The sequence below is a fragment of the Alsobacter sp. KACC 23698 genome (genome assembly GCF_045348435.1).
GTDB lineage: Bacteria > Pseudomonadota > Alphaproteobacteria > Rhizobiales > Beijerinckiaceae > Alsobacter.
Genome location: NZ_CP157484.1, coordinates 5417006 through 5429435 on the forward strand (window position 1 = coordinate 5417006; position 12430 = coordinate 5429435).

10 protein-coding genes are annotated in these 12430 nt (G+C 70.7%); all 10 read right to left on the minus strand.

Features of this window, described 5'->3' with window-relative positions; all coding sequences use genetic code 11:
- Position 1: 1 nt before the first annotated feature.
- Positions 2 to 586: a chemotaxis protein CheW gene (locus ABEG18_RS25900; protein ID WP_406855903.1), complete on the minus strand. Its 585-nt coding sequence runs from the start codon at positions 584 to 586 to the stop codon at positions 2 to 4.
- On the minus strand, positions 583 to 2061 hold the full coding sequence (locus ABEG18_RS25905) for a CheR family methyltransferase (RefSeq protein ID WP_406855904.1): 1479 nt from the start codon (positions 2059 to 2061) through the stop codon (positions 583 to 585). Before ABEG18_RS25905 ends, ABEG18_RS25900 begins: the two co-directional genes overlap by 4 nt.
- Positions 2043 to 2477, minus strand: coding sequence for a chemotaxis protein CheW (locus ABEG18_RS25910; RefSeq protein ID WP_406855905.1), 435 nt, complete (start codon positions 2475 to 2477; stop codon positions 2043 to 2045). Before ABEG18_RS25910 ends, ABEG18_RS25905 begins: the two co-directional genes overlap by 19 nt.
- A 197-nt stretch (positions 2478 to 2674) precedes the next feature.
- Positions 2675 to 5095, minus strand: coding sequence for a DNA topoisomerase (ATP-hydrolyzing) subunit B (gyrB, locus tag ABEG18_RS25915; protein ID WP_406855906.1), 2421 nt, complete (start codon positions 5093 to 5095; stop codon positions 2675 to 2677).
- A 203-nt stretch (positions 5096 to 5298) separates the two neighbouring features.
- Positions 5299 to 6516, minus strand: coding sequence for a DNA replication/repair protein RecF (gene recF / locus ABEG18_RS25920; protein ID WP_406855907.1), 1218 nt, complete (start codon positions 6514 to 6516; stop codon positions 5299 to 5301).
- 118 nt (positions 6517 to 6634) lie between these two features.
- Positions 6635 to 7753, minus strand: a complete 1119-nt coding sequence (dnaN, locus tag ABEG18_RS25925) for a DNA polymerase III subunit beta (RefSeq protein ID WP_406855908.1) — start codon at positions 7751 to 7753, stop codon at positions 6635 to 6637.
- Between the two features lie 157 nt (positions 7754 to 7910).
- Positions 7911 to 9416 carry a chromosomal replication initiator protein DnaA gene (gene dnaA, locus ABEG18_RS25930; RefSeq protein WP_406855909.1) on the minus strand — a complete coding sequence of 502 codons (1506 nt, stop codon included), beginning with the start codon at positions 9414 to 9416 and terminating at the stop codon, positions 7911 to 7913.
- 924 nt (positions 9417 to 10340) lie between these two features.
- Entirely contained in the window at positions 10341 to 10607 is a 267-nt protein-coding gene (rpsT, locus tag ABEG18_RS25935; protein WP_406855910.1) for a 30S ribosomal protein S20, read from the minus strand.
- 179 nt (positions 10608 to 10786) lie between these two features.
- A complete protein-coding gene (locus tag ABEG18_RS25940; RefSeq protein ID WP_406855911.1) occupies positions 10787 to 11572 on the minus strand; it encodes a TSUP family transporter in 786 nt (261 codons plus the stop codon).
- Positions 11573 to 11605: 33 nt separating this feature from the next.
- Complete coding sequence (locus ABEG18_RS25945; protein ID WP_406855912.1) at positions 11606 to 12379, minus strand: enoyl-CoA hydratase; 774 nt, start codon at positions 12377 to 12379, stop codon at positions 11606 to 11608.
- Positions 12380 to 12430 lie beyond the last annotated feature (51 nt).

Sequence of the window (12430 nt, forward strand, 5' to 3'; positions counted from 1 at the left end):
TTCAAACTCCGGGATGCGAGGACGACTGGGACAGCGTGCGCAGCAGCTTGTCGACGTCCAGCAGGGCGACGACCGTCGGGACGGCGGAGGACGGCAGGTCCGCATAGGCGGTGATGAAGCCGGCCCCGGCCTCCCGGCCGAGGGCTTCGGGCCGCTGCGAGGGGGCGAGGCGCACCACAGCGTCGGCGGCGTCGACGCGCAGCGCCGTGCGGGGCTCCTCCTGGCGGGTCAGCACGAAGCAGCCCGCGGCCGTAATTCCGGGGCGCGGGTCCGACACGCCGAGCGCCACGCCGAGGTCCACGGCCGCGACGGTGCGGCCTTCGTGGCCGAAGAGGCCCAGCAGCTCCGGCGAGGCGCGCGGCGCCGGCGTGCAGGCCTGCGCCGGCAGGGCCCTCGCGACGCAGGTCAGCGGCAGGCCGAAGACGTTCCGGCCCACCGTGCAGACGAGATAGAGCGCCCCTTCCGGGGCGGCCTTGCGGATGCGGCGGCGGAGCGCGAGCTCGCGCGTGCGCTCGTCCAGGATGCGCTCGCGGCGCTCCTGGCCGAGACCGTCGGGGGCGGGGGCCTGGATCCGGCTCGGGCTCATGCGACGGGGCTCATGGTCAGCCGCGCCAGGGTGCGCAGGGCGCCGGCCGTCATGCCGTCGCCTTCCGGCAGTTCGGCGTCGGCCGGCAAGGCGGCCGCCAGGGCTGCGGCGTTGCGCAGCGCGCGACGTCCTCCGCCGAGATCGCCGCGGCCGGTCAGCAGCAGGCCCAGCTGGTAATGCGCCATCACGAAGGACCGGTCGAGATAGATGGCGCGCCGGAAGGCGGCCTCGGCCTCGGCGGCCTGGTCCTGCGCCCGGGCGATCAGGCCGCGATAATAGAAAAGCGCCGGGTTGGCGGGCTCCGCCGCGAGCGCCTGGGCGGCGAGCGCCAGTCCGCCGACAAGGTCTCCCCGGTCCGCCGTCTCGCGCAGGCGGGCCAGCGCCTCCGCGCCGCCTGCGGCCGGGGCCGGATCCAGGGACCGCGGCAGGGGCCCCGGGCGAAGCGCCGGCGGCGTCGACCGCCTGGCCCGCTCCGCGGCGGAGCCGGTCCGAGCCGGGCCGGGGCGGACGCGCTGGTCGGGCGCGACGATGGGGGCGGGAGCCGCCGGGACGTCGGCGGGAGCGACGCCGCCCGTCCGGAGCGCGCCCTTGGGCCGGAACGCCATGGTTCCAGGCAACTCCACCGCGTCCAGCGCGCCGACGAAGGCCGGACTGGCCTCGGCGTGCCCCACCAGGAGCCAACCCTCCGGCGCAAGGCAGTCGGCGAGCCCCGTCACGATGCGGGCGACGGCGTCGGCGTGGAAATAGATCAGCACGTTCCGGCACAGGATCAGGTCGAACCCGGTGAACTGCAGCGGCGACGCGCCTTCCGCCAGGCTGACGAGGTTGTGCCGCTCAAAATGCGCCAGGCCCCGGAAGGCGGGCTTCAGCGTCCAGGGCCCGTCCGGGCCGGGCGCGGTGAACCAGCGCGCGCGGTCCTCTGGCGGCATGGAGCGCAGCGTCCATTTCCCGTAGGTGGCCTGCCGCGCCGCCGCCAGCACGTCGTCGTTGATGTCCGTCCCCACCACGCCGACGCTCCATTCGGAGATGTCGTCGCCCAGAAGCTCGCGCAGGACGATCGCGACCGAATAGGCCTCCGCGCCCGTCGAGCATCCGGCGCTCCAGATGCGGATCCGCCGCGTCTCGCGGTTGCGCTCGATGATGGCGGGCAGGATGCGGCGCCGCAGCGCTTCGAACTGCTCGGCGAAGCGGAAGAAGAACGTCTCCCCGATGGTGATCTCGGCTTCGAGCGCGTTCCATTCCGCCTCGCCCGCCTCCGGCGAGCCGAGCCGGGCGAGGTAATCCTGCACGGTCCGGACGCCGGCCGCGCGCAGCCGCTTGGCGAGCCTCTCCCAGAGGAGGTCGTCCTTGTCGTCGTAGTAGTGGTGGCCGGTGCGGGCCACGACCGCGTCCTTGAGGATGCGGAAGGCGGCCTCGTCGCGCAGCAGTCCGTCACTGGGCTTTCGGGTCGTCGTCATCATGGGGCCGGCGACCATTGGGCGGCTCGTTCGGCCACGCGGCGGGACCACTGCGCCAGGGCGGCGCGCTCATGCTCCAGCAGCAGGCGGTCGGCGGCGAGCAGCGAGGTGAGGGCGCCGTCGTCGCTGATCTCGGCCTCCACGAGGCCGTTCAGGCTCTGGTCGTCCCGCATCGGAAGGAGATCGTCGGGGCTGACGCTGCGCATGGCCGTGACGCGATCGACCAGCAGGCCGACGCGACCGCCGGCCGCGTCCTGCCGCAGGCGCACCACATGCCCGTAGAAGAGGTCCGCGTCGTCCTCGCCGGCGAGGCCGAGCAGGACGTCGAGCCGCACCACCGGAACCACCGCGCCGCCCACATCCATGAAGCCCGCCAACGCCGCCGGCGCCTCCGGCGGCCTGTGCAGGCGCGGCAGCGGCAGCACCTCGCGCACGGCGGATGCCCGGAGCGCGCATGCGCGCCCTCGCACGTCCAGAGACAGGATTGGCAGCCGATTGGGAATGGGGAGCCCCGCTTGAGCGACCGCGCCCGCGCCAAGTGGCGGGCCTCGGGCATCAAGCTCCAACGCTCAAGCTTGGCGTTGGTTCCGCGTCGGCTCGCCTCGCGGCGGGGCGTCCCTGCTGGGCGCGCTCAGACGTCGAGATTGGCGACGGACAGCGCGTTCGACTGGATGAAGTCGCGGCGCGGTTCGACGACGTCGCCCATCAGCTTGGTGAAGATGTCGTCGGCGTCGGCGACCTCCTTCACCCGCACCTGCAGCAGCGAGCGGATCGAGCGGTCCAGCGTGGTCTCCCACAGCTGCTCCGGGTTCATCTCGCCCAGGCCCTTGTAGCGCTGCAGGGTCAGGCCCTTGCGGCCGACAGCCGTCATGGCGTCGAAGAGCCCGACCGCGGCCGCCACCTGCGTCTCGTCGCCCTTGCGGCTGAGCAGGGCGGGCGCGGCGAAGACCTCGCGCAGGGGAGCGGCGTGCTCGTCCAGCTTGCGGGCGTCGGCCGAGGCCAGCAGATGCGCGTCGAGGACGGCCGAGTGCTTGACGCCCCGGATGGTGCGCTCGAACACGTAGCCGCTATTCTCGACCCGGCCGGTCCAACCGCGCTCGATGTCGTCGGCGATCAGGTCGAGGCGGCGCGCCACCTCGGTCGCGTTCGCCTCGGCGGCGGCCTCGTCCGTGATGGCGTGCAGCGCGCCGGCCAGCGCCGCCTGCTCGACGACCGAGCGGTCATAGCGCGAGTGCAGCCCATTCAGCAGGTTGCGGACGATGCGGGCCTCCTCGACCAGCGCCTTCAGGTCGCGGCCGGTGCGCTCCTCGCCGCTCGAGGTCCGCAGCAGCGCGCTGTCGACGCCCTGCTCGATGAGGTAGTCCTCCAGCGCGCGCTCGTCCTTCAGATATTGCTGGGACTTGCCGCGCGTCACCTTGTAGAGCGGCGGCTGGGCGATGAAGATGTGGCCGCGCTCGATCAGCTCCGGCATCTGCCGGAAGAAGAAGGTCAGCAGGAGGGTGCGGATGTGGCTTCCGTCCACGTCCGCGTCCGTCATGATGATGATCTTGTGATAGCGCAGCTTGTCGGCGTTGAACTCTTCCTTGCCGATGCCGGTGCCCAGCGCCGTGATCAGCGTGCCGATCTCCTGGCTGGACAGCATCTTGTCGAACCGGGCGCGCTCGACATTGAGAATCTTGCCGCGCAGCGGCAGCACGGCCTGATATTCGCGGTTGCGGCCCTGCTTGGCGGAGCCGCCGGCGGAGTCGCCCTCCACGATGAAGAGTTCGGCCTTGGACGGGTCGCGCTCCTGGCAGTCGGCGAGCTTGCCCGGCAGGGACGCGATGTCGAGCGCGCCCTTGCGGCGGGTGAGTTCGCGCGCCTTGCGGGCGGCCTCGCGCGCCGCGGCGGCCTCCACGACCTTGCTGACGATGGCCTTGGCGTCGGCGGGGTGCTCCTCGAACCAGGTCGCCAGCGCCTCGTTGAGGCAGTTCTCGACCACGGGGCGCACCTCGGACGAGACCAGCTTGTCCTTGGTCTGCGACGAGAATTTCGGGTCCGGCACCTTCACGGAGAGGACCGCGGTCAGGCCCTCGCGGCAGTCGTCGCCGGTGAGGCCGACCTTCTCCTTCTTGGTGATGCCGGAGCTTTCGCCATAGCCGGTCACCTGCCGGGTGAGCGCGCCGCGAAAGCCCGCCAGATGGGTGCCGCCGTCGCGCTGCGGGATGTTGTTGGTGAAGCAGAGCACGTTCTCGTGGTAGCTGTCGTTCCACCACAGCGCAGCCTCGACCGTGATGCCGTCGCGCTCGGCGCGCACCATCAGGGGCGCCGAGATGATCGGCGACTTGGCCCGGTCGAGATAGCGCACGAAGGCTTCCAGGCCGCCTTCGTAGAGCATCTCTTCGCGCACCACCTCGGAGTGGCGCGCGTCGGTGAGCACGATCCGCACGCCCGAATTCAGGAAGGCGAGTTCGCGCAGCCGGTGCTCCAGGGTGGCGTAGTCGAACTCCACCATCGTGAAGGTCTGCTCGGACGGCAGGAAGGTGACCTCCGTGCCGCGCTTGCCGTCGGAGGGGCCGAGCACGCGCAGGGGCGAGTCCGCCACGCCATGCGTGAACGTCATCTCGTGCGCGAAGCCGTTGCGCCAGATGCGCAGCTTCAGCATCTGCGACAGCGCGTTCACGACGGAGACGCCGACGCCGTGCAGGCCGCCGGAGACCTTGTAGGAGTTTTGGTCGAATTTTCCGCCCGCATGCAGCTGGGTCATGATGACCTCGGCCGCCGAGACGCCTTCCTCATGCATGTCGACCGGGATGCCGCGGCCATTGTCGGTGACCGTCACGGACCCGTCCGGGTTCAGCGTCACCGTGACCAGGTCGGCATGGCCGCCGAGCGCCTCGTCGATAGCGTTGTCCACGACCTCGTAGACCATGTGATGCAGGCCCGAGCCGTCGTCGGTGTCGCCGATATACATGCCGGGGCGCTTGCGGACGGCGTCGAGGCCCTTCAGGACCTTGATCGAGTCCGCGCCATAAACGTTTTCCGGCTCTTCGCGGCGGGCTGCTTCTGCCATGGGGGTGGATGTCCTCGAACGCTCTGATTCGGCTGTCGGATCATAGTCTGGAGCGGCCGCCGCCGCACGCTCCGGCCGGGCTTCGGCCCGCCGCGGCGAGCCCGGGGACCCGTCACGGCGCAGCATCGCCGAAACCCAGCAAATCTCTTATCCCATATGGGGCTTCGTGGGGGCGATTTCATGGCCGCCCGGACTGCGCCCGTTCACCGCGCGGCCGTCATGGGCCGGACCGCCCCCGGCGTCACCTCGAAGGTCTCGCCGCCGCGCGGCAGCCCGGCGAAGGCGGAGGCGTCCGCGCCCGTCATCCAGACCTGCGATCCGAGCCCCGCCAGGGTCTCGTAGAGGGCCACCCGGCGGCGCGGGTCGAGATGGGCGGCGATCTCGTCGAGCAGCACCAGCGGGGCGAGACCCGTCATGGCGGCCACCAGCCGCGCATGCGCGATCACCAGCCCGATCAGCAAGGCCTTCTGCTCGCCCGTGGACGCGCTGGCCGCCGCGACGTCCTTGGGGCCGTGCCGGACCACGAGGTCCGCCGCCTGGGGACCGACCAAAGTGCGGCCGGCGGCGCGGTCCCGCAGGCGGGACTCGCGCAGCAGGTCGCGATAGGCGTCCTCCACGTCCAGCGCCGGACGGCGGGCGAGATCGGCCTCCAGCGGACCGTCCAGCGCGATCGCCGCCCAGGGGAACGGGGAGGCGTCGTCGCGCGTCGCCGCGATCAGGGCGGCCAGGCGCTCCACGGTCTCGCGCCGGGCCGCCGACACGGCGACGGCCGTCTCGGCCGCCTCCCGCTCGACGGCGTCGAGCCAGGCGTGGTCGAGCCGGTCCTCGGCCAGAAGGCGGTTGCGCGACCGCAGCGCCCGGTCGAGCGCGTTGACGCGCCCGCCATGCTCGCTGTCCACCGCCAGCACGAGCCGGTCGAGGAAGCGGCGGCGGTCGCCGGCGGCCCCGGCGAAGAGGCCGTCGAAGGCGGGCGTCAGCCACACCACCCGCAGATGCTCGGCGAAGGCCGCGGGCGAGCCCGCCGGCGCGCGGTCGATGCGGCAGCGCCGCGAGAAGGCGCCGTCCGGCTCGGACCGCTCCAACCCCGTGCCCATCTGCACGTCCCCCTGGGGCGTCGCGAGTTCGATCGAGACCGCGAAGCCTGCGGACGCGCCGACGCGGACCATGTCGGGCAGCTCCGCGCGCCGCAGCCCCCGGCCGGGGGTGAACAGCGACAGCGCCTCCAGGATGTTCGTCTTGCCGGCGCCGTTCTCGCCCGTCAGCGCCACCAGCCCGCCCGCGACCGGCAGGTCCAGCGTGCGGTAGCTGCGGAAGTCCGACAGCAGCAGGCGCGCCACATGCGCGCCGGCCGGCGCGGGCGCGCCAAGGGCGGGGGTGTCAGCAACGGGGGTGTCGGGAACGGGGCGAAGCGGCGCGCTCATGGTCCATCACATGCGCCGCCGCCGGCCGGGCCGCAACCCTGGCGCGACGCGGCGTCGTGCGACACGGGGCTGCGCGGCGCTCGGCGCGCAGCCGGCGGGCCGGGAGGAAAGGTGGGCCTCAGACCCGCATCGGCATCAGGACGTAGAGCGCCGCCGCGCCCTCCCGGTCCTGCACCAGCGTGGGCGAGCCCGGGTCGGCGAGCTTGAACAGCGCGGTGTCGCCTTCCAGCTGCGCCGTGATGTCGAGCAGGTAGCGGGCGTTGAAGCCGATGTCGAGCGGGGCCGCGTCGTAGTCGACCTCGATCTCCTCGGTCGCCGAACCGGAATCCGGATTGGTGACGGACAGCGTCAGCCGGCGATCCGCGATGGCGAGCTTCACGGCCCGGCCGCGCTCCGACGAGATGGTGGACACGCGGTCCACCGCCGCCGCGAACTCCGCCTTGTCGACCACGAGGTCCTTGTCGTTGCCGGACGGGATCACGCGCTGATAATCCGGGAAGGTGCCGTCGATCAGCTTGGAGGTCAGCACCACCGGCCCCATGGTGAGGCGGATCTTGGTCGGCGAGAGCTCGACCTCGACGGCCTCGCCGGCTTCGTCGACGAGCTTGATGATCTCCGACACCGCCTTGCGGGGCACGATGACGCCCGGCATCCCGGCCGAGCCTTCCGGCGCCGCGGTCTCGACGCGGGCGAGGCGATGGCCGTCCGTGGCCACGGCGCGCAGCACGGGCTGGCCTCCGGACTCCAGCGTGTGGAGGTAGATGCCGTTGAGGTAGTAGCGGGTCTCCTCGGTGGAGATCGCGAACTGGGTCTTCTCGATCAGCCGCCGCAGCTCGCCGGCGACCACCTTGAACCGGAAGCCCATCTCGCCCGCCGCCAGGTCCGGGAAATCGGTCTCCGGCAACGCCTGCAGGGTGAACCGCGAGCGGCCCGACTTGATGGTGACCTGGCCGGTGTCGCCGGTCGTCTCCAGGGAGACCTGCGCGCCGTCAGGCAGCTTGCGGACGATGTCGTAGAGCACATAGGCCGGCACCGTGATCGCGCCGGGCTGGCTGACGTCGGCGCCCAGGCGCTCCGTCACCTCCAGGTCGAGGTCCGTGGCCCGCAGGCTGAGCTCGCCCGCCTCCGCGCGGATCAGGACATTGGACAGGATCGGGATCGTGGTCCGGCGCTCCACCACGCGATGGACATGCCCGAGGGACCTGAAAAGGGCGGCCCGTTCGACTGTGACCTTCATGGTCCAACCTGCGCTTGCTCGTGTATCGGCGGCCGGGTCGACCCGTCCGTGGGCCGAGCACCATGCCGCGACGATCAGCCGACCGCAAGCCCGGGAGCGGCCTCCTGGGCGCGCTTATCCCCGGCGTTTCGGGCCGCGCGGCGCGGCGGCGCCCCGATCATTCCTGCAGCATGCGCTTGAGGAGTTCGACGTCGTCGCGCAGGCCCGGATCCGCCTGCACGGCGCCCTCGATCTTGCGCACGGCGTGCAGCACGGTCGTGTGGTCGCGGCCTCCGAAGCGCCGCCCGATCTCCGGCAGCGACCGCAGCGTGAGCTGCTTGGAGAGATACATCGCGATCTGGCGCGGCTTCACCACGCCGGCGGACCGGCGCGACGACAGGATGTCGGCGCGGCTGACATTGTAGTGGGTCGCCACGAGCTTCTGGATGTCCTCGATGCGCACCTTCTTGGGCTCGCGCGACCGCACCAGGTCGCGGATCGCCAATTCGGTCGACTCCACGGTCGGCAGCTGGCCGGACAAGGTGGTGTGGGCGAGGAGGCGGTTCACCGCCCCGTCGAGATCGCGCCCGTTGGTGGTGATCATGCGGGCCACGTAGCCCACCACCGCCGGGCTGACCTCGAAGCCCGGATGGTGGACGCGGGCGGCCGCGATGCGGGTGTCGAGGATCTTCACCCTGAGCTGCTCGTCGAGGGAGCTCATCTCGACCACGAGGCCGCCGGCGAGGCGCGAGCGTACGCGCTCGTCCAGGCTCTCCAGCTCGGCCGGCGGGCGGTCGGCCGCGATGACGACCTGCCGCCCGGCGTCGATGAGGGCGTTGATGGTGTGGCAGAACTCCTGCTGGATCGACTTGCCCTGAAGGAACTGCACGTCGTCGATGACCAGGAGGTCGATGCCGCGCAGCCGCTCCTTGAACGCGATGGCCGTCTGGGCCTTCAGGGCCGCCACGAAGCCGTACATGAAGCGGTCAGCCGTCAGATAGATGACGCGCTTGCCGGACCCGATCACCTCATGGGCGACGGCCTGCAGCAGATGCGTCTTGCCCAGGCCGACGGCGGCGTGGACGTAAAGCGGGTTGTAGAGCGGCGCCGCTCCGGCCTCGATCCGCGCCACCCGCTCGCCGGCGGCGTGCGCCAGGGCGTTGGAGCGGCCGACCAGGAAGCTGGAGAAGGTCAGGCGCTTGTCGAGCGGCGATCCCTGCAGGCCGTCCGCATCGGCCACGGCGAGCTGCAAGCGCTCGGCCTGGGACGACGGGGACGCGGGAGCCGCGGCCAGGCGGGCCGGAGCGGGAGCCGACTTGGAGGCCGGCGCGTGGTCCTGCTGCTGCGGCTGCGCCACGCGGAGCGGCGGACGCTGCGCGCCGCGGACGAAGAGGTTGATCTGCGCCACCCCGGCGCACTCGGTGGTGACCAGCGTCCGGACGCGGTCGAGATAGTGGGCCTGGATCCAGCTCTTCAGGAACCGGGTGGGCACCGAGAGCTGCGCCACGCCTTCGACGATTTCGACCAGATCGAGCCGTCCGAACCAACTGGAGAAGACATCGTCGCCCAGCTCCGCCCGAAGCCGCCGGCGAACCCGATCCCACGCCTCTTCCCGCTCCACCTGGACGTTCTCGACGCCCGGGGTCGCTTCGAAATTCGCATCGCGCTCGAATGCTTGAAACATCGTGATCTCGCGTGTGGCCATGCGCCGGCCCGTCGAGCGGGCAGCGTCCCTGGCGAATGCAGTCTGAAACCGAATGAAGGGCTCCGACGAGCCGGTCGGCGCCTAGCGCCGGAAGGGGCCGATGGGCCGGCCCAGGTTCGGCGGATCGCCGCCGCCCGATCCAAGCGCCGTCAAGCAGCGCCGAAGAGTATGATTGCCGCCAGCCATGATCGCCCCCTCGCCCAGCAAAAACAGCCAAGCCTTTGATAGTCGCCGCATGCCCAGAGATCCCTTTCCTCTTTAACGTTGGAAAGTGTCCCGTCGTCTTCTTGGTTCCGACATCCCTGTTTTATGTGACCTGATCAACAAAACAGCTTTGAGCCCAGACAAAAAAGTGCCACAGCCCAGCTACGGGCTCGCGTCTCTCCGCCAACTCTTGGAAAGCCGGGAGCTCGTCCCGGCGTGAAGTGACCTTACACAGGCCCCCCCGGGGCTGCAACTCAGGGACCTTGCGGATAGGGCCAAGTTCGAGCCCGCCGCCATGGCCGCCTGCCGGCCCGCCCCCGGCGTCGCATCACCAAATTGTTGACTCAGTTCACGATTCCTTAAGCCGGTTGCTTCGCGGGCTGAGCGCTCTTCGGTCCGGAGATTTTTTTCGACCGTCATGACGCTGATGCGACAACGATCCGGATTCACGGGCGCGCAGACCCTTTGGCGGCTAAGGCGTTGAGATAACGATCATTTTTCTGCGCGGCGGAGGCCCCTGGACGAGCTTGACCGACGCTGTCCGGCGGACTCGCTTGTCAAGTGAAAAGACCCGTCCGGGAGACCCGTCTCGGCGCCTTCAGGTCCGCTGCGGCGGATGTGCAACGATCGGCCGAAACGCCCCAAAACGCAAAAAACCCGGCCGAAGGCCGGGTTTTGTTTGCCGATCGGAGTATTCGATCAGGCGCCGAGGGCCTTGATGGCCTGAGACAGGCGCGAAACCTTCCGGGAGGCAGTATTCCGGTGAACGATGCCTTTCTGGGCGGCGCGGACCAGGACCGGCTCGGCGGCCTTGAAGGCCTCGGCGGCGGCGGACTTGTCGCCGGCGCGGATCGCCTCCTCGACCTTCTTGACGAAGGTGCGCATGCGCGAACGGCGGCTGCGGTTCACGGCGGTGCGGCGCTCGATCTTGCGGGCGGCCTTCTTGGCAGAAGGTGTATTGGCCATCAGTTCGTCCTCATTGCGCGCCGACCGATCGTGTGCCGGGTCGCAAGCCGCGCTGTGTTCCGTGTGAAAAGTGATGGGCCAGCGCGGACAGACGACCGGCTGCTCATGGTGGTGGGCTTCTACACGCTGCCTCGCCCAGCGTCAACGCCCTGCAGCGACGCGAGAGCGGGGCGCTTGGATCAGAAGCCGAGCGCCGCCCGGCGCAGCGGATTGGCCGGGTCCGCCAGCAGCCGCACCGCCACGGCCACGCACACCAGGATGAGCAGCGGCCGGATGATCTTCGCCCCCATGTGGATCGCCAGCCGCGAGCCGAGCTGCGCGCCCGTGAAGGATCCGACCGCCATCACGAGGCCGATGGGCCAGACCACCAGCCCCGACAGGATGAACAGCAGCAGCGAGGCCGCGTTGCTGGAGACGTTCAGGAGCTTGGTCGCGCCGGTGGCGCGCACGATCCCGGCCCCCAGCAGCGTCACCATGCCCATCATGTAGAAGGAGCCGGCCCCCGGCCCGAAGAACCCGTCATAGAAGCCGACGACGGGCGCGACAGTGAGGCCGAAGGCGAGGGGCGAGATCCGGCGTTCCGCGTCCTCGTCGCGGATCTTCGGCGCGAGGCCGAAATAGGCCGCGATCGCGATCATCAGGATGGGAATGACGCCCGCGAGCACGCCGCCCGGCAGGACGCGGACGGCGAGCGCGCCGCCCATGGAGCCCAGCGCCGCCATGGCGGCCATGGGGGCGGTCTCGGCCCAGGCGATCTTCCCCGCCCGGGCGAAGGACAGCGTCGCCGACGCCGTGCCGAACACTCCCTGGAGCTTGTTGGTGGCGACGGCGCTCACCGGGTCGAGCCCGGCCAGCAGCAGCGCCGGCACGGTCATCAGGCCGCCGCCGCCCGCGATCGCGTCGAAGAACCCGGCCACCAGTCCCACGAGCCCCAGCAGGGCCAGGGTGACGAGATCGATCTCCATCGGTCGGCGGCCCTCTCCCGGGCGGGGGCTCGCTCAGCGGTGGCCGAACTGCGCCTTCCGCTTGTCCACGAAGGCCGACATGCCTTCCTTCTGGTCCTGGGTGGCGAACATGGCGTGGAACAAGCGCCGCTCGAAGCGAATGCCCTCGGCGAGCGTCGTCTCGTAGGATCGGTTCACGCTCTCCTTCGTCATCATGACGATGGGCATCGACAGGTCGGCGATCTGCGCCGCCACCCTGAGCGCCTCGTCGACGAGGTCCGCGGCGGGCACGATGCGCGACACAAGGCCCGCGCGCTCGGCCTCGGCGGCGTCCATCATGCGCCCGGTCAGGCACATCTCCATGGCCTTGGACTTGCCGACGAGGCGGGTCAGGCGCTGGGTGCCGCCCGCGCCCGGCATGACGCCGAGCTTGATCTCCGGCTGGCCGAATTTCGCCGTGTCGGCGGCCAGGATGAAGTCGCACATCATGGCGAGCTCGCAGCCTCCCCCCAGCGCGAAGCCCGCCACGGCGGCGATGATCGGCTTGCGCCGCTGGGCGACCCGGTCCCAGGCGGTGATGAAGTCCTCCAGATAGGTCTCCGGGTAGGACTTCGCCTGCATCTCCTTGATGTCCGCGCCGGCCGCGAAGGCCTTTTCGGAGCCGGTGATCACGACGGCGCCGATCCCGGGATCCCGCTCGAAGCCGTCGAGAGCCTCGTTGAGTTCGCCGATCAGCGCACCGTTGAGCGCGTTGAGCGCCTGCGGACGGTTGAGGCGCACCAGGCCGACCCGGCCCAGCGTCTCGACGATGATGGTGTCATGGCTCATGGGCTCTTCTCCGGGCTCCCTGGCGCACAGGATACAAGGGCTATCCGAGCC